The following is a 17,397-nucleotide window of genomic DNA, read 5'->3' as shown; positions in this document are numbered from 1 at the left end:
CCCCATTCCCAGGAGATCGTCATGAAACTGTTCCCGCGTTCCTTCCGCCGTGCCGCCACCGCGCTGTTGATGGTGATGGCCGTGCATGCCACCGCGCAGGCGGCCGACACGGCCGCCATCCAGAGCCACAACGCCACCGTCAACGGCGTCACCCTGCACTACCTGCAGGCCGGGCAAGGCGATGCATCGCCGGTGGTGCTGCTGCACGGCTATGCCGAAACCAGCCACATGTGGCGCCCGCTGATGCCACAGCTGGCCGGACAGCATGTGGTGATCGCGCCGGACCTGCGTGGTGCCGGCCAGTCCTCCAAGCCCGACGGTGGTTACGACAAGAAGACGATGGCGCAGGATATCCACGCGCTGGTGAAATCGCTGGGCTATCCCAAGGTCAAGATCGTCGGCCACGACATCGGGCTGATGGTGGCCTACGCCTATGCGGCCCAGTATCCGGATGAGGTGGACAGCATCGTGCTGATGGACGCGTTCCTGCCCGGCGTGGGCGACTGGACCCATGTGTGGCTGCTGCGCGATCTGTGGCACTTCCACTTCTACGGCGAAACCCCGCTGAAGCTGGTCGATGGCCGCGAGCGCACCTACTTCGAGCATTTCTGGAACGACTTCGCCGCCGACCGCACCCACTCGGTGCCCGAGGCCGACCGCCAGTTCTACGCGTCCGAATATGCGCGTCCCGGCGGCATGCGCGCGGGCTTCGAGTACTTCAAGAACTTCGAACAGGACGCCAAGGACTTCGCCGGCTTCGCCAAGACCCCGCTGCACATGCCGATGCTGGTGCTCTCCGGCGAAAAGGCCGGCGGCCAGTTCCTGATCGACCAGGCCAAGCTGGTGGATACCAACGTGGAAGGTGTGATCGTCAAGGGCTCCGGCCACTGGCTGATGGAAGAGGCGCCGGCGCAGACGATGCCTGCGCTGGTGGCGTTCCTCAACAAGTAGGAAGGCGTCCACCGGTTTCGCCGCGCGTGCTCAATCCCTCGCGCGGCGAGACATTTTTCGGCCTGCCAGGGGATCGTCCGCCGTCTCGCATGCCGTTAGGCGCCAGCGGCGCGCTCAATCTGTCGAAGGCCAATGTCTGCGGCACGTCTGAATGCACCGGCCACCGCATCGATGTCTGCGGCGGTGACACCGTGTTCTTCGAATACCCCCTTCCATGGCCGCACCGCGGCCACCATCTGCAGCACGATGCTGGCCGCCTCGGCTTGCCGCAGACCGAACCGGCCCGAGCTGCTGAGCGCGTTATCCAGCGTGGCCAGCCGTCCGTGTTCGCCGACGCCAATAGCCAGGAACCTGTCAGTTCCCACTACCGGGGCAGGAACCACGTCGTAAAGCGGACTGAGGCACCACCGTCCCAACCGTGTTCCGTCCGCCAGAATGTCGTTGCGTGAGAAAAGGAAGGCGTGATTGCGAAGGTGATCATCGTTGTTGGTGACCAGTATGTTGAACACCATGCGCTTGAAGAGCTCGGTGCGGTCCCTCTGTACATGCTCGGCCGGACAACGATTACTAAGTACGTCCGCGAGCGCCGCATAGGATCCGTCCGCCGACGCCATCTCCGGCAGCCCCAGCATGGTCAGTCCAGACACCATGTGGCGCCGCTCCATTCCGCCTTCGACAGGCACCCGATCAAACCGCTCGATCATCATCGCGGTGCGGCCTTCGTCCAGCGGCACACGCTGCAGATCGGGTACGTCCAGCCCCGCCAGCTTTGCCAACTGAAGCGTGGCGTGTTCGACCAACGGAACGCTGAAGCGCGTGTCGGTCTTTGAAGGGAACTTGGTAACGTATTGGCGGTTTTCCCGCATGACGACTGCCTTGGGTCGCATGCCGCCCAGCGTAGGACCGCCATCGAAGTACGCGGCCAGTTGCGCTGGCACCGGCTCGCCGGCTTCGATTCTATCCACCGCTTCAAGCAGGTAGGGCAGATCCACCTGGTGCGGGAGCGCGTGCTGCGCGGGCTGGCTGTCTCTCTGGCGACGGATGTCCAATGCACCCACCCGGTCGCTGCCGGCGTTGTCCAGATAGTCAACTTCCGACAATGCTCCCTGACGGCGCAGGCGGTTTTCGATCACGCGCCGTCCCCATGCATCGGGACTGGCGTCGCGGATTGCGCCGAACAATTCGAGGCCGTTGACGGGTCCCCGTTGGCGATCTGCACCCGCTGGAAGTGGCAACGAGGCAGGATCAACCTCGATAGCGCCCCCACGCTGGAGATAGATGTTTCCGTAGTTGAATGTCGAGGTGTGCAGCTGACCACTCCCCGTCACCAGATCCAACTGACCGGCAGGGACTGCCTCTGTTTGACCCGGGAGGTGGATGAAGACGTAGCGACGGGGCATGGTCAGAAATCCAGGTTCGTAGCGTCGGATCGACGCGCACGCTTGCGACCCTTGTGATCCAGCAGCGCTTGGGTCGTGGGATCGGTGATTGCGGTCACATAGGCCAACAGACCCAGTTGCTCCATCATCAGAAGCACCGTGCCCAGCCCCGTCTCCACGCTGCCCTTTTCCACGCGAATCACTGTGGCTGGACTCGTCTTGGCGCGCACCGCAAGCTCAGCCTGCGTCATGCTGCGGGCCAGACGCGCCTGGCGCATCAACGTTCCCAGGTGGATCGCTGCGCGGCGCACGGCAGGTGTTGCAGAGTCATCCGAGGAGGTTCGCATGTCCGTCATATTTGGTGGCTTATGTGGCCTAAGATATCATCAATGCTAGTTTTCACGCGAAATCATGATTGTCATGAGGGGCGAGCAGAATCAAGCATTGGTGCAAGTTAAACCGATTTAAGGTGTCATATATGACGTTTTATGCCGTTTTTCAGGTCGCTCCACGCCGCCCACGTGCCGTCTAGTTCCGGTGGCGGGTGGCGCCATCGGGGCGGAGCGGCTCCTTGTCGCCGGAAGGGAGCGAAAACGCGATCTTCGCGCCGTCGACCCGCTCGATCACCAGTTGATTCGACGGGTTGATGGTGATCGTGCTGACCCAGGCATAGTGCGAGACCGTGCGCTGCAGCTTTCCCTTGCGTCGGTACAGATCGCCAAGCCTCACCGTGCGGACAAGTTGCTGTTCGTTGTAGAAGAACAGCACCGGCTCGGTGAGCTCGACATTGCGCGGCACCAGATTCATGCCGCCGTATGCCACCACCACCGACACCCCGTCATCTGAAGGGAACACCCAGCGGTGCCAGCCGGGAATCGTCCACGAACGCGGCGTGGGGACGCGCGACGAAACGACGGTGGCATTCGTGGCCGGATCCGACACGGCACAGATCACTTTCGATGCAGAGCACGTCGTCTGTAGTTCCGGTGGCGGCATCGGCGTGTCTGCGAATGCAGCTAGTGAGAAAAAGGACAGCAGTAGTGCTGGTAGCACTTTCATCGCGCATCAAGCTCCTTGCAGCGGATTGAACAGCGAGCCTCGTCAACGCTGGGCCTGATCGGTGGCCGGCAGCACCAAGGGGCGCTCATACCACATGAGATGCTCACAGTGCCCCTTGGCAGCGCGGCACATGAACACCCACGTCGTGTCGTTCTGGTGCAGCCACCACACCGAGACGCCCTTGCGCCGCTGTGCGTCGCGCACGTCGGAAGCGGCATGGTCGGGAATCCGGGCGGGTACGCCTGGCTTCAGCCGCCGGAACAGCTGCGGAGCTTCAGCCGGCGCGAAGGAGAATTCGCCGTGGGACGTATTGATGTCCAGATTGTTGACCGTAACGATATCCACGGCCGAAGGAGGAAGTACATCCGGCAGCCAACCCCGACCGAACAGTTCGTCCGCACGCGCTTCGGCGAGGGTCTGGTAACGGTTTGTCACGGTGTCCGTGCAACCCGCGAACAGAAGCGCCAGCAGCGCCACCGGTACCAGCTTCACGCGTCGGCGTACCCGCCCTTCCTGATTCATTGCCTGATCCTTCCTTGGTGAAACGCTTCGGGCGCCACTTCAGCAGAGCTGCACCGCCTGTAGGTTCGCCCCGCAGTGCCTGTGCACCGCTACGCCATCCTCGGACCCTGCAGCATCTGCGCATCGCGCTGCTGGTCGTGCGACTGGGAGAGCTCCTGCAGACGGCGTTGTTCCTGTGAATCCCGGCTCTGGTTGGCAACCGCATACTGCTGCTCGGGTGCTGCAGCCAAGGCTTCGTGAGTCGGCATCTGTGCCCTGTTTGCCGCGGGATCTGGCGAAGCGCCCTGCCCTGACCGCATGACCAGCAGCGTGGTGCCCGCGGCCCGGGCGTCGGTTGCTTCGTTCAGTGCCATGTCAACGCTATCCCCGGGCTTGAACCCAGCCTCCACGGAAAGCCGGTACGCGCTTGCCAGAAGCCGGTCGCTGTTCTGGTCCCACGGCTTGTTGTGCCTCTCATCCAGCTTGGCCACAGAGGAACGCAGCTGCTCCACCATTCCGGCATCTTCCGGGCGCGGCAGCATGCCTTGTCGGCGATCCACCTCCGGTCGGTCCTGCGCGGCGGGCGAGGTGGGTACGGTGTTGTTCGGCGCGCGCGTACCCGGTGCGTGGGCGGGAGGATGTTCGGAAGCGGGCGTCACGCTGGCCGGCTGTTGGGATTCCGGCGCGGCAGCGCGCTGCGCGTGTGCCTGGGTAATTTCCTGCGGCGTGGTGACGGACCGGATCTCCATTCGCTCGTCTTCCCTGCCCGCCAAGGTGGCAAGCGAGCCATCCTTCTGCACCTGCAGGTAGTACGGCATGGACTCGGTCATGTCGCGTGCGTGGTCCTGGGTCACGGCGGCCACGGCGGCATCAATCTCCTCTGCAGTCCGTGGAATGCCAGCGCTGCGATACGCGGCCATCACCTGGCCGCGCAGGCCAAACTCGGTGGGGGTGGGGTTGGCGCGGGCCACCTCCGCCATGGCCTGCAGCTCCTGCACGCCCACGTCCCGGCTTTGGCGTGTGCGGTTGAGTTCCTCGATGATGTTGCCTTCGGCCGGATTGGTACCGTAAACCCAGCCGGGTGTGCGCCACTCCCCGTTGGACTCCAGCGCGTACTTCTCGCCGTTCGATGCCATCAGCGGTTGTGGCTTTGTCTGGGCGTTGGTGATCGCCTCGGGCACGGGCTCGATGCCGGCAAAATCGTTCCAGCCGTACTGGTTGTACGCGATCTGGTAACGCGCGGCGAGCGCCTCGGGGGTATTGGCGGCGTTCTGCGCAACGATGCGCTGGGATTCCAGCTCCAGCTGCCCCGCCTTTTCCGTTCCCACCGCCACGCTGCGGTCGAGGGGAATGCGTCCATCGATCACTTCGTGGATGGACAGGTTCCACTCGCCGTTCTGCGGGTTGCGCACGTAATGGCGGCTGGTTTCAAACGGCTCGCGCGGCGGCGTGTTGTCACCCCGGGCATCGATGCGGAAGGGGTCTGCGGGTTTTGGCAGGTTGGCCAGTCCCAAGGAGTACGAGTCGTTGGCTGCCTTGTAGTTCAGCTCGTCCACGAGCCGGCCGGCGGCCACCATCGTGCTTTCGATGTAGCGTCCATCCGGCGTGGGCGCGCGCACGGTTCTGCTCCAGCTGCCGTTGGCGTCCTCGGGGTTGCGGGACCACTCGTTGCCGCTGCGATCTTCCTGGGTGTATACGGCTTTCTTGTCCTGATACTGCGCCCAGTACTCCCCCGCGAAACCTCCCGCCACGCCACCGACCAGACCCGTGACCACTGCACCGGGGCCGGTCCACGAGCCGGTCACCGCCCCGTAACCGGCGCCCAGCAGGAAGCCGCCGCCAAAGCCGCCAGCGGTACGGCCTACAAAGTGGGTCGCGGCTGATTTCGCGCCGGCAGCGTTGCCCTCTGCGTGCAGTTCGACCACGCGGTGGCCGGTGATGGCGAAGTCCACTGCAAGCGCGGCCACCCCGGCAGCGCCGAGTACACGTGCGCCGTTGAGCGGACCGCGTGCGGCGGCAGCCTCGACCGCTCCTTCGGCGGCGCCGGTGCGGCCTGCGGTGCCGGCCAGTTCAGGGACCGCAGACGCCGGCCCGGGACGCGCGATGGTCAGCGGCATTTCCGGATTGAACGCGGTGCGCACGCGTACCGCGGTGGGTTCGGTCAGCGGCAGGCGGCCGGCCTGATTGGCATCTTCAATGGCTGTGCCCAACGACGCACGGCCGCCCCAACGATCGCTCAGCGTAGCGTTGCCGGGCTGGTCAATGGCGTCGAGTGCGAGCCTTACGTTGGATTCGGATTGGGTCACGCCTCGCCAGCGCAGTTCGTCAGGCGACAGGGTTTTCAGTTCGGCAATCTGGGCCGCATGGGTGCGCTGGTAGCCGTCGAGATCAGCGAAGAACGTACGGACCTTGGCGTTGGCCTGCTCGGGCGTCATGCCCTGCGGCGTGTTGGTGACCAGGTCGCCGTTGATGATGCCGGCGCGCAGGGTTTCGGTCAGGGTTTCCACCTTGGCCGCTACGCGCTGCATTGCCAGCGCCTGCTGCTCGGCCGTCGCGGGCAGCTTGCCCATGGCGGCCCTGCCTTCGGCGGTGTTCTCGATTTCCTTCAGCGCTTGTCGGAGCTGTTCCGAGTAGTCACCCAACGGTCCGCCCGGATGGGGGGAGATGCCCATCTCCGCGGCGAGCGCCTGTTTGGCAGGCAGATTGATGATGTTCTGCGCGCCATGGAGTTCGAAATGGCCCGCTTTGGCAAGCCGCTGCAGCATGAGGTTCTTCTCATACAGCGCCTGCTCGATGAGGTGGTGGCCCTGGAAAACCGGTGTGTCAGGCATTGGCGAAACTCCCGCTCAGCAATCCATGTCAGAGGTGGTTGGCCTACAGTGCGTACGCGTCCTTGAGGTCAACGCCGGTCAGATGGGCTTGGGCAAGCGCATCGAACATCACACGGTCACAGATGGGATCCAATCCACTGTTCGGCTGGCGGAAGATGTGCGCCCCACGCACCCGCTCTTTGTTGAACACCAGGGAAGCACCACCGAGAATGCTGTAGAAGGGTTCGTCCTGGCCGGTGATGAAGTTGTGGTCGACCTTCACCTTCACCCGCGAAGCGGGCACGTCCAGCGCATCCACGGTGCGGATCACATCGCAGAAGTAGTACTGCGGACCCGGGGAGCCATCGGCCAGGGTGAAATCGCAGGCGACGAATGCAAAGGCATCCTGGTCCACGGACGCGAACACGTCTTTGAGTGCCTGCGAGACGATCCAGATACCGGCGAGCTCTTCAAAATCCCGCGGCATGCCGCCCTTTTCAGGCACATGCACCAGGTGCGGACGCTCGGGGTACTGATCGGGTTCGCCCGTGGGCGGGGCGACGCCCTGCATGCCTGGCGAAACCAGCGCCTCCTCGTTGGCGATCTCCAGCCCGGGGAACTGACCATTTCCCCAGAAGCTTGACGTGATGACGAAGAATTCGCCCCGGTGGGTATCGGTATCAACCGATACGGGAATGGCAGTGCGGTCGTTCATGGGCTTCCATCATGGATGCGGGGGTAGAACAGGACGCTGGGGCAGCCTGATCGTAGCTGCGGGTACAGGTGCGGGCAAGTTCCCTGAACGCCCGCTTCATTCATGTACCGCTCAGTTCAATATTCAGGGTGGATTAGAGCGCCTAACGGATAATTTACATCTGTCGACCGCCCTTCTCTCCCCTCCCCAAGGGGGCGGCCGGCAAAACCAAAAACAATAAAGGTGTGTTCCCGATGATGAAGACCTCCCTGCTTGCTCTGGGCCTGTTTGCCGCACTGCCGTTCGCTGCTTCGGCTGCCGATGGCCTGTCGTACAACTACGTTGAAGGCGGCTACGTGAACACCGATGCCAAGGGTGGCGACGCTGACGGTTGGGCAGCCAAGGGCTCGGTCGCCGTGGCGCCGAACTTCCACATCTTTGGCGATTACAACTCCCAGGAAACCAAGCGCGGCAACGCAGACGTTGACCAGTGGCGCGTGGGCGTCGGCTACAACTACGGCATCGCGCCGACCACCGATCTGGTGGCCCGCGTCGCGTACCAGAAGTTCGATCCGAAGCACGGCCTGGACTTCAACGGCTACTCGACCGAAGTGGGCGTGCGCACCGCGTTCACCCCGATGATCGAAGGCTACGCGCTGGCCGGCTACGAAGACTTCAGCAAGAAGCACGGCATCAACCCGGACGGCGAGTTCTACGGCCGCGTCGGCGCCCAGGCCAAGTTCACCCCGAACTGGGGCCTGAGCGGCGAAGTGAAGCTGGCCAAGGCAGGCGACCGCGAATGGTTCGTCGGCCCGCGCTACACCTGGTAAGGCGATAGCTGCACGGTACGTTGTTGGATGGCGTGATCTCTCTCTCCCTCACGCCATGAAGCCCGGCTTAGTAGGCCGGGCTTCACTTATCTGGCTCGCACCTCGTCGGTGTGCCACGCAAAAACCCAGCGAAAGCTGGGTTTTTGCGTTTTGGGACGGGGACGAAAAAGGCAGCCGGGCAGAGCCCGGCGTTACCGCAAAGAAAAAACCCCGGCTGCGCCGGGGTTCTCCTGGATCATTTGAACAGCGTGTCCGGGTATTCCGGCTTCTGTTCGCGCGCCAACAGCGCGCGCAGGCCTTCTTCCGGCGTCTGTTCGCCGTGCAGCACGGCGCGGACGCGGTCGGAGATGGGCAGGTCGATGCCATGGCGGCGTGCCTGGCGCATGACTTCATCGGCGGTCTGCACCGATTCGACCACCTGGCCAATCTCACGCACGGCATCCTGCAGGCTTTGCCCACGCCCCAGCGCAAGGCCAAGGCGACGGTTGCGCGAGAGGTCGCCGGTGCAGGTCAGCACCAGGTCGCCCAGGCCCGCCAGGCCCATCAGGGTTTCCGGCTTGGCACCGATGGCGGCGGCCAGCCGCAACATCTCGTTGAGGCCGCGGGTGATCAGGCCGGCACGGGCGTTGAGGCCCAGCTGCATGCCATCGGCAACGCCGGTGGCTACGGCCAGCACGTTCTTCATCGCACCGCCGAGTTCGGCGCCGACCATGTCATCGCCGGTGTAGGCGCGGAAGGCCGGGCCGTGCATCGCTTCGGCTACCTGCTGGGCGAACTCCGGGTCGTCGCCGTGCACGGTAATCGCGGTGGGCAGGCCCAGCGTGACTTCCTTGGCGAACGACGGACCGGTCACCACCGCCAGCGGCACGTCCGGCCCGAGGACCTCGCGTGCGACTTCGTGCAGGAAACGCCCCGAGCCGGGCTCGAAGCCCTTGGTGGCCCAGGCCACGCCGGCGTCGGCCGGACGCAGCGGTGCCAGTGCACGCACGGTTTCACCGAAGGCGTGCGAGGGCACCACCACCAGGATCCAGCGCGCGTCCTTGACGGCAGCGGCCATATCGGTGGTGGCCCGCAGCGATTCCGGCAACGGAATGCCCGGCAGGTAACGGGTGTTCTCGTGACGCTGGTCGATGGCGTCCACCATCGCCGCGTCGCGGCCCCACAGCACGGTCTGCTGACCGTGCCGCGCAAGCAGGCTCGCCAGGGCCGTGCCCCAGGAGCCGGCGCCGAGAACGGCGATCTTGTCTGCGTTGTTGCTCATCGTTGCGACAGCAGCGCCGATCAGGCGTTGCCGGCCGGCTCGGAATCAGCAAGCGAGGTCTCGCCCTGTTCCTGGCGCTGGCGCAGGGTTTCGGCGTACAGGCCTTCGAAGTTGATCGGCTGCAGGAAGAACGGCGGGAAGCCACCGGCCTGGATCAGCTCGCTCACCAGCGAACGCACGTACGGGAACAGGATGTTCGGGCACTGGGTGCCCAGCAGCACGTCGATGGACTGCGGGTCCAGGCCGACCAGGCCGAACACGCCGGCCTGCTGCACTTCTGCCACGTAGGCGGTCTTGTCGCCGGCCTTGCAGGTCAGGGTGACGGCCAGCACGACTTCAAACGCGCTCTCGCCCAGGCGCTGCACGCGCTGGTTGAGGTTGAGCTGCAGCTCGGGCTGCACGGCTTCGTTGAACACGGCCGGAGCGTTCGGCGATTCGAAGGAAACGTCCTTGACGTAGATCTTCTCGACGGTGAACGCAGGACCGGTGGCGGCGTCGGCCGGCGCGATGGCGCCGTTGGTGTTCTCTTCGGACATTTCCTGTTGCTCCAGAATGAATGCAATGAATGCTGTAAAAATCGATTGTTACATGCCCTGCGATGGGGGCGTGTGGCGGCGCGCACAAGGCGTGCCGCGCAATCGGGGCAAAATCAGTTGCGGCCCTTGACCAGCGGCAACTCGGCCTGCTGCCAGGCCGGAATGCCACCGTCGAGCACATTGACCTGCTCGAAACCGGCCTTCTTCAACGCCTTGGCGGCGGTCTCCGAGGCGGTGCCGGTGCGGCAGACCAGCACGACCGGGCTCTGCTTGGCGTTGGCGACCAGCTTGTGCTCGGGACCGAACTGGGCCGGCTGCACATTGCGGCTGCCGGCAATGTGCCCCTTTTCAAAGTCACTGCTGGAAGACAGGTCAACCACGACCGCGCCGCCCGCATTCATCAGCTGGGTCAGCTCGGCCGGCTTCAGGGACTTGTAGCCACGCAGCAGGCGGCGCACTTCGGTGACGATGATGGCTACGGTCAGGCCCACGAAGGCCATCGACAACATCGGGTTTCGGCCGGCAAAAGCCAGCAACTCTTCGTAATTCACTTGGATCACGGGTCGATAAGCGGGCGCCGATTGTCGCACATGCAGGCGAACCGGCGTCCAGCGGGGCGGTGGGGGCTCAGTTCTGGTCCTGCCAGAGGTCCGGCAGACCGCTGGCCTGCAGCCAGCGCTTGCCTTCGGCATCCCAGCGCCAGATTTCGTTGACCCGCACAGTGCGCTCGGCCTGGGTGTTGTTGTTGATCACGCGCACTTCGGCGCTGCGACCGACCCGGCCGCCGGGCATCGGCACGTTTTCGCCGGCACGGTAGCTGGAGATCTTCACCTGCTCGAAGCGGCGCAGCTCCAGGTCGGTGAGCGGGTGCGCCTTGGTGTACTCGGGGTCCAGGTACGGCAGCGCGTCTTCCGCGGTGCCCCAGCGCATGGTCGAGTCGTACTTGATCTGGATTTCCTCCAGCTCCCGGCGCTGCTTCTTGGTCAACTTCTCGGCCGCCGCGGCCGCAACGCTGGTCAGCGCAAGCAGGCTCAGCAGCAGGATCTGGAAGGTACGGCGCATGCGAATTCCCCAATTGGCAAGGCGCCCATCCTACCGCCTTGCGAAGGCGACGAAGCGCCCGGTCAGTTCAGCGGCCGGCTTGCCGCCCTCGCCCGGCTGGCGGGCCGCCACTTCGATGCGGGCCTTGCCGCGCTGGGCGAAGGTGGCCAGGAAGCCGGCCCAGTCGGCCTCGTCGGCGGCCTGGGCCTGGGCGTGCAGGTCCTCGTAGACCGGCGCCAGGTAGCGCACGTGGCTGTCGGCCACGTAAACGTCGGCGTCGAAGCCGGCCAAACGCAGCCGCAGGGTGACCAGCGCCCAGCCGGACAGGGTCAACGCCGAGGCGAGGCTGCCGCCGAAGGCGTTGCCCTTGTCATTGACGTTCGCGGCCAGCGGCGCGCGCAGGTGCAGCACGCCGTCGGCATGGGAATCCACGCGGATCTGCATGGCCGCCACCGGCGGCATGCGCTCAAGAACCTGCTGGAGCGCGGCCAGGTGCGCGGGCATCGAATCGGAATCGGACATCGGTAAGGCGACGTTGCATCGAAGGCCTCGCATAATGCCCGCAATGAACCGCCCCGCACATGTGCCGGAATGGACCCTGTTGTCGCTGCGCCCGCGCGGCCAGCATGCCGCGCTGCGGCGTGCGGCGCGGCCGCTGGGCGCCCAGGTGCTGGCGTTGTCGCCCTGGGCACTCGTGGTGCGCGACGATGCGGCTACCCGCGCCGCGCTGGCGCAGGCGCTCAGCGCCGACCGGGTGGTCTTCAGCAGCCCGGCGGCGGTACATGCGGCCGCACGCCTGCTGCCGCTGAAGATGCCGCCTGGCGGCCGCTGGCTGGCGGTGGGCGCGGGCACGGCCGCAGCGCTGCAGCGGCACGGCGTTACCGGGGTGCTGGCACCCACCCGGATGGACAGCGAAGGCCTGCTCGACCTGCCGGAACTGGCGCAGTTGCAGGGGCTGCGTGCAGCCCTGGTCACTGCGCCCGGCGGCCGCGGCATCATCGCGGCCACGCTGCAGGCGCGCGGCGCACAGCTGGAGCGGGTGGATGTGTACCGCCGGGTAGCGCTGCCGCTGCCGCCCCGCCAACTGCAGCGGCTGCGCCGGCGGGCGCCACCGTGGGTACTGGCACTGAGCAGCGCCGAAGCCCTTTCGCTGTTGCTGGCGCAACTGCCGGCCGACCTGCTGGCGCGCCTCCAAAGCGCCCACGTGGTGGCCGCAAGCGCGCGCCTGGCCACGCTTGCGGCCGAGGCGGGCTTCGCCCACGTCACGCTGGCCGAGGGGCCGCTGCCGGTGCAGCTGGTGCAGGCCGCACACGCCGCGATCACCACCGCCGCAACTTCCTGAACAGGGGTCGCTTACGGCCTTGCAGGGTCTGCGGGCGAGGAGCGATGCTGTGCACCTGATCGATCGCCAGCTCGTGAATGCACCGGCGCGATCGACAAGGATGCCTGCATGAACGACGTAGTTCCGCCCCCGCCCCACCGACCGCTGCGCTGGATCGTGCCGCTTGCCGCCCTTGCGGTGATCGTGGGCGGCGCCGGCTGGGGCTGGAACCTGTGGCAGGCCGAGCAGGCGCGCACCGCGCAGCGCGAAGCCGACGCCAACGTGCTGGTGCAGGGCCTGGCCGGCAGCGTGGAAGCGCTGCGTCGCGACCAGCGCTCCACCTCGCAACGGGTGCAGGATGCGGCGGCCACCAACCGGGTACTGCGCGATGAGATGCTGGGCCTGAGCCAGCGCAATGCGCTGCTCGAGGAAAACCTGGCGCGGCTGGCCGACAGCACCCGCCATAACGCGCAGGCGCTGCAGTTGGAAGAGGCCGAGCTGCTGCTCAGCCAGGCCGGCCAGCGGCTGGCGTTTGCCGACGATGTGGAGGGCGCCAAGCGGCTGTATGCGCTGGCCGCCGCCGCGCTGGAAGATGTGCAGGGCACCGAATTCCTCAACCTGCGCCAGGCCTTGATGCAGGAGCGCAACGCGGTCGATGCGCTCGGCCCGGGTGTGCGCGCCGGTATCAACCAGCGCCTGGGCGCGTTCGCGCAGTCGTTGCTGGCGTTGCCCGAACAGGTAACCCCGGCGCCGGGTACGGCCGCGCCGCCCTGGTGGCACCAGGTGCTGGCCCCGTTCGTGACCATCACCCCGACCGCCGCGCAGGGCCCGCTCACCCGTGCCGAGCGCACCGCTGCGTGGGACTCCCTGCAGCTGGAACTGACCCTGGCCCGCGCCGCCGTCGAGCGCGGCGACCAGGCCGGGTTCGAACAGGCGCTGGATCGCGTGGCGCTCTGGCTGCCGCGGCTGTGGCCGGATTCACCCGCCCTGCGCGAGCGTCGTGCTGAACTGCAGCAGTTGCGCACCCAAGTGCTACGCCCCCCGCTGCCCGAACTGGGCAGCACCCTGCAGCAACTGCGCGCCATGCGCGACGGGAGTTAAATGATGAAGCCGATTCAATCCGTGGTGGTGCTGCTGCTGGCCGTGGCGCTGGGCGTGATCGCCGCGCAGTGGCTGGGCGCCGATTCGCTGCGCCAGTACGGCGAGGTGATCTACCGCGCCGGTGGCAACGACTACCACTCCACCGTGCCGCAGGTGGCGCTGATGACGCTGGTGGGCGTGCTGGTGCTGTGGCTGCTGTGGAGCCTGGTCGCATCGCCGTTCCGGGCCTGGGGCCGCTACCGCCGCAAGCAGGGCCGCGCACGCCTGATCGAAGGCCTGCAGGCGCATGAGTACGGCCACTGGCAGCGCGCGGAGAAGCTGCTGGGCACCGCCGCCGAAGATGACGAAGTAAGCGCCGTCGCCTATGTCACCGCCGTGCGCAGCGCGCAGGCACGTGGCGACGAGGCCGCGGTGGACCAGTACCTGCAGCGCCTGGCCGCCGCAGATGCAACTTCATATGCCCTGCTGCAGGCCGAACGCCTGCTGCAGCAGGAGCGCCCGGTGGACGCGATCAATGCGCTGGACGCGCCGGGCATCCAGCCGCTGCCGCCGCGCGGCCTGTGGCTGCGCACCGAGGCCTTGGCGCGCGCCGAGCGTGCCCACGAGGCTTACGGGCAGCTGGGTGCGTTGCGCAAGCAGAAGGTACTACCCGATGACGCGGTGGCCGAACTGGAGGTTCGCCTGGCCGCGCAGTCGCTGCTCGAGGCGGCCGACGTGAACGCGCTGGCCGCGCAGTGGGAAGCCACGCCCAAGGCGCTGCGCAGCGACCCGGACGTGGTGTCGGCCTACGCGTTGCGTGCGGCAGCGCTGGACTGGGACGAACCGGCGCTGCTCGCGCTGGAGCAGGCGCTGGACACGCGCTGGGACGAATCGCTGGTGACGCTGTACGGGCAGATGCCGGTGGAGAAGCTGGCCACCCGCCATGCCAACCTGCAGCGCTGGCTGGGCCAGCAGCCGTCCAGCCCGGCGTTGTTGCTGGCACTGGGCCGGATCGCGGTCCGCCAAGGCGAACACGTGCAGGCCGAGGACTACCTGCACCGCGCCATTGCCGCCGGTGCGGGCCCGGAAGCGTGGGAAGCACTCGGCGAGGTATTCGTGGCACGCGGCGAACCCGCCCTGGCCGCGCAGTGCTATACCAATGCGCTGCGCCGGCAGCGAGGCGAAGACAGCACCGCGCTGGCGCGGCCGGCAGCACCGTTGGCGGCCATAGTCCCCGAACGTGCCACGGTGGAGGAGCAATCGCTGATGAGCGAACCGGCCGTGATCCGCGACGAACGCGATGAATTCGGCAACCCGCTTCGGTAACGCCATCTCAATGGGCACGTAGAAATTCGTAGTGCCACGCCATGCGTGGCAACCGCGCGCAGCGCGGCGCAACCCTCCGAAGCCAGCGCAACGCCGCGCCAATCATCCAACCGACGTTTACACCCCGCCGAAGCCGCCCATCAGACGTCGCAACCCATAACGAAAAAGGCCGCCCCGAAGGGCGGCCTTTTTTCATCTGTCATGCGAACGCCTCAGCGTTCGACAATCGCCACCACGCCCATGCCGCCGGCGGTGCAGATCGACACCAGCGCGCGGCCACCGCCGCGTTCGGCCAGCTGCTTGGCGGCCGTGGCGATCACGCGCGCACCGGTGGCGGCGAACGGGTGGCCGGTGGCCAGCGAGGAGCCCAGCGGGTTGATCTTGGCCGGGTCGATGCGGCCCAGCGGCGCGTCCAGGCCCAGGCGGTTGCGGCAGTAGTCTTCGCTTTCCCACGCGCGCAGCGTGCACAGCACCTGCGCGGCGAAGGCCTCGTGGATCTCGTAGATGTCGAAATCCTGCAGGGTCAGGCCGTTGCGCTTGAGCATTTCCGGCACCGCGATGGTGGGCGCCATCAGCAGGCCTTCGCCGTGCACGAAATCGACGGCGGCCACCTGCGAATCGCGCAGGTAGGCCAGCGGCTCGTGGCCATGCGCGCGCGCCCACTCTTCGCTGGCCAGCAGCACCGCCGAGGCGCCGTCGGTGAGCGGGGTGGAATTGGCGGCGGTCAGCGTGCCGCGACCGGAGACCTTGTCGAACGCGGGCTTGAGCGTGGCCAGTTTTTCCAGCGAGGTGTCGGCGCGCAGGATGTTGTCGCGCTCCACGCCGCGGAACGGCGCGATCAGGTCGGTGAAGAAGCCGCGCTCATAGGCGGCGGCCAGCTTCTTGTGCGACGACACCGCCCACTCGTCCTGCGAGTCGCGCGAGATGTTCCACTCCTTGGCCATGTCCTCGCAGTGGTCGCCCATGCTCTTGCCGGTGCGCGGTTCGGCCACGCCCGGGAATTCCGGCTTGAGCTCGCCCAGCTTGAAGCCGCGCACGATCGCCTTGATCTTGTCGCCGGTGGTCTTGGCGCGGTTGGCCGCCAACAGGCGCGCGCGCAGCTTCTTGCCGTACACGATCGGCACGTCGGAGGTGGTGTCCGACCCGCCGCCGATGCCCGATTCGATCTGGCCCAGCGCGATCTTGTTGGCCACCGCGATGATGGTGTCCAGCGAGGTGCCGCAGGCGCGCTGCATGGTGATGCCGGGCGTCAGCGGCGACAGGCCCGACGACAGCGTGGCTTCGCGGCCGAGGTTCCAGTCGCTGGAATGCTTGATCACCGCGCCCATGGCGACTTCGCCCAGCTGTTGGCCGTGCAGGCCGAAGCGTTCGACCAGCGCGCCGAGCGTGCGCACCGACATGCCGAGGTTGCCGACGTCCGAATAGGCCGTGTTCTGGCGGCAGAACGGGATGCGGACGCCACCGAGGATGGCGACGGGACGAGCGTTGGGCATGGAGATACCTGGCATGGGAAGGGTGTCTGCAACATGGCCTGCACGAATGAGCAGGCATAATGGGGGCAAGTGTAGCTGCCGCCCTGTGATGGGCCAACCGTGAACCCATGAGCAAACCCGACCCCGGCATGAATGCCCTTGGCGTACTGGCATTGGAACTGGCTGGAGGAGACGCCCCGCGCCACGCGGCCCTGTCGTCCGACCAGGCCGGTGAACTGGCCGACCGCGTCGGCCGTGACCTGGCCAAACTGGTCCCCGGCGTGAGCGGGCTGGACTTCGTGTTCGCCGGCGCCCATTTCGACCCGGCCGAAGTACTGCGGCCGGGCTGGCCGATCCACCGCCGCCTGGAAGAACTGCAGATGCGCGCGCCCGGCCGCAACGAAGGCCCGCGCCTGCTGGCGTTCGGTGCCGGCGCCGACGGCGAGGTGCCGCTGCCCTTCCAGGCCGATGCCAGCCTCACCGGCGGCGGCCTGCGGGTGGTGCCGTTCCTGCTCACCGGCACCGAGGTGGCCGCGACGGCCGCGGTCGCCGAAGCGCTGGAAGAGGTGCTGCTGGCCCAGGGCATGGCCCAGGCCGATACCGCCCTGCAGGCACAGAACGCCTTCGGTGCGCAGATCGAGCACGCGCGCTACTTCACGGTGAACGACCTCGCCGCGATGATGTCGATGCAGTACGACAACCAGGGACTGGCCGCACTGTGGCCGCTGATCGAAACGGCGCTGATGGCGCCGCAGACCGAACAGTGGCTGGACGCCCCGCCAGAGCCGCTGCTTCGATACGCTGACGGCGAAGTGCGTATGGCGCTGTTCGATCCGGCCGGCTGGTGCAATTTCTACAGCCACGGCACGGGCGACTGCGACCGCCTGCAGGGCATCTACGACCAGTACCTGATGCGCCAGCGCCAGATGGCCGCCGTGCTGGAGGCGCACGGCCTGCCGGTGCTGTTCGTGCATTGCGAAGCGGGGCAGGATGCGCGGGAATTGTTGACGCGCTGAGGTGGGGCGAGCAGCCACCCATGGGGTGGCTCTACGACCGGAGATGCAAACGAAAAACGCCGGCATTGCCGGCGTTTTTCATTCCGGTGGGTGCCACAACGTGGCCACCCACCGTAGAGC

The 17,397-nt window shown here is 66.5% G+C and carries 18 protein-coding genes; 6 read left to right on the top strand and 12 right to left on the bottom strand.

The window, feature by feature from the left end; genetic code table 11:
* Window positions 1-21 precede the first annotated feature (21 nt).
* The gene (locus ACREPD_RS08250) at window positions 22-951 is read left to right on the top strand and encodes an alpha/beta fold hydrolase (RefSeq protein ID WP_431598861.1); all 930 of its coding nucleotides are present in this window, start codon (window positions 22-24) and stop codon (window positions 949-951) included.
* Window positions 952-1,046: 95 nt separating this feature from the next.
* Here the strand turns inward: ACREPD_RS08250 and ACREPD_RS08245 are convergent, their stop codons facing one another.
* The 6 genes from ACREPD_RS08245 to ACREPD_RS08220 all read right to left on the bottom strand — a co-directional run bounded on the left by ACREPD_RS08245 (window position 1,047) and on the right by ACREPD_RS08220 (window position 7,415).
* Window positions 1,047-2,351 carry a type II toxin-antitoxin system HipA family toxin gene (locus ACREPD_RS08245; protein ID WP_431598860.1) on the bottom strand — a complete coding sequence of 435 codons (1,305 nt, stop codon included), beginning with the start codon at window positions 2,349-2,351 and terminating at the stop codon, window positions 1,047-1,049.
* A gap of 2 nt (window positions 2,352-2,353) precedes the next feature.
* The gene (locus ACREPD_RS08240; protein WP_431598859.1) at window positions 2,354-2,677 is read right to left on the bottom strand and encodes a helix-turn-helix domain-containing protein; all 324 of its coding nucleotides are present in this window, start codon (window positions 2,675-2,677) and stop codon (window positions 2,354-2,356) included.
* 181 nt (window positions 2,678-2,858) lie between these two features.
* On the bottom strand, window positions 2,859-3,389 hold the full coding sequence (locus ACREPD_RS08235) for a hypothetical protein (protein ID WP_431598858.1): 531 nt from the start codon (window positions 3,387-3,389) through the stop codon (window positions 2,859-2,861).
* Window positions 3,390-3,431: 42 nt separating this feature from the next.
* On the bottom strand, window positions 3,432-3,911 hold the full coding sequence (locus tag ACREPD_RS08230; protein WP_431598857.1) for a hypothetical protein: 480 nt from the start codon (window positions 3,909-3,911) through the stop codon (window positions 3,432-3,434).
* Between the two features lie 89 nt (window positions 3,912-4,000).
* Window positions 4,001-6,721: an XVIPCD domain-containing protein gene (locus ACREPD_RS08225; protein WP_431598856.1), complete on the bottom strand. Its 2,721-nt coding sequence runs from the start codon at window positions 6,719-6,721 to the stop codon at window positions 4,001-4,003.
* 43 nt (window positions 6,722-6,764) lie between these two features.
* Complete coding sequence (locus ACREPD_RS08220) at window positions 6,765-7,415, bottom strand: imm11 family protein (protein ID WP_431598855.1); 651 nt, start codon at window positions 7,413-7,415, stop codon at window positions 6,765-6,767.
* Window positions 7,416-7,651: 236 nt separating this feature from the next.
* On the opposite strand from ACREPD_RS08220, the gene ACREPD_RS08215 reads away from it, so the two are divergent.
* On the top strand, window positions 7,652-8,224 hold the full coding sequence (locus tag ACREPD_RS08215) for an Ax21 family protein (protein ID WP_431598887.1): 573 nt from the start codon (window positions 7,652-7,654) through the stop codon (window positions 8,222-8,224).
* Window positions 8,225-8,459: 235 nt separating this feature from the next.
* Here ACREPD_RS08215 and ACREPD_RS08210 read toward each other — a convergent pair whose 3' ends face one another.
* From ACREPD_RS08210 to ACREPD_RS08190, 5 genes are all read right to left on the bottom strand, one after another.
* Window positions 8,460-9,485 (bottom strand): NAD(P)H-dependent glycerol-3-phosphate dehydrogenase, encoded by a 1,026-nt coding sequence (locus tag ACREPD_RS08210; RefSeq protein WP_431598854.1) that lies wholly within the window; start codon window positions 9,483-9,485, stop codon window positions 8,460-8,462.
* Window positions 9,486-9,505: 20 nt separating this feature from the next.
* Entirely contained in the window at window positions 9,506-10,021 is a 516-nt protein-coding gene (gene secB, locus ACREPD_RS08205) for a protein-export chaperone SecB (protein ID WP_313342263.1), read from the bottom strand.
* Window positions 10,022-10,134: 113 nt separating this feature from the next.
* Complete coding sequence (locus ACREPD_RS08200) at window positions 10,135-10,572, bottom strand: rhodanese-like domain-containing protein (RefSeq protein ID WP_431598853.1); 438 nt, start codon at window positions 10,570-10,572, stop codon at window positions 10,135-10,137.
* Between the two features lie 76 nt (window positions 10,573-10,648).
* The gene (locus ACREPD_RS08195) at window positions 10,649-11,083 is read right to left on the bottom strand and encodes a hypothetical protein (protein WP_431598852.1); all 435 of its coding nucleotides are present in this window, start codon (window positions 11,081-11,083) and stop codon (window positions 10,649-10,651) included.
* A gap of 30 nt (window positions 11,084-11,113) precedes the next feature.
* Complete coding sequence (locus tag ACREPD_RS08190; RefSeq protein ID WP_431598851.1) at window positions 11,114-11,584, bottom strand: YiiD C-terminal domain-containing protein; 471 nt, start codon at window positions 11,582-11,584, stop codon at window positions 11,114-11,116.
* 43 nt (window positions 11,585-11,627) lie between these two features.
* On the opposite strand from ACREPD_RS08190, the gene ACREPD_RS08185 reads away from it, so the two are divergent.
* The 3 genes from ACREPD_RS08185 (at window position 11,628) to ACREPD_RS08175 (ending at window position 14,789) form a co-directional block, all read left to right on the top strand.
* A complete protein-coding gene (locus ACREPD_RS08185; protein WP_431598850.1) occupies window positions 11,628-12,404 on the top strand; it encodes a uroporphyrinogen-III synthase in 777 nt (258 codons plus the stop codon).
* Window positions 12,405-12,512: 108 nt separating this feature from the next.
* Entirely contained in the window at window positions 12,513-13,484 is a 972-nt protein-coding gene (locus ACREPD_RS08180) for a uroporphyrinogen-III C-methyltransferase (protein WP_431598849.1), read from the top strand.
* A 3-nt stretch (window positions 13,485-13,487) separates the two neighbouring features.
* Window positions 13,488-14,789 (top strand): heme biosynthesis protein HemY, encoded by a 1,302-nt coding sequence (locus ACREPD_RS08175; RefSeq protein ID WP_431598848.1) that lies wholly within the window; start codon window positions 13,488-13,490, stop codon window positions 14,787-14,789.
* 212 nt (window positions 14,790-15,001) lie between these two features.
* On the opposite strand, the gene ACREPD_RS08170 is transcribed toward ACREPD_RS08175, so the two are convergent.
* The gene (locus tag ACREPD_RS08170) at window positions 15,002-16,297 is read right to left on the bottom strand and encodes an acetyl-CoA C-acetyltransferase (protein ID WP_431598847.1); all 1,296 of its coding nucleotides are present in this window, start codon (window positions 16,295-16,297) and stop codon (window positions 15,002-15,004) included.
* A 92-nt stretch (window positions 16,298-16,389) separates the two neighbouring features.
* Here ACREPD_RS08170 and ACREPD_RS08165 point away from each other — a divergent pair, with 92 nt between their 5' ends.
* On the top strand, window positions 16,390-17,277 hold the full coding sequence (locus tag ACREPD_RS08165) for a hypothetical protein (RefSeq protein WP_431598846.1): 888 nt from the start codon (window positions 16,390-16,392) through the stop codon (window positions 17,275-17,277).
* Window positions 17,278-17,397 lie beyond the last annotated feature (120 nt).

Source organism: Stenotrophomonas sp. (assembly GCF_050737075.1).
Lineage (GTDB): Bacteria > Pseudomonadota > Gammaproteobacteria > Xanthomonadales > Xanthomonadaceae > Stenotrophomonas.
This window is presented reverse-complemented; position numbering and strand designations above follow the sequence as displayed.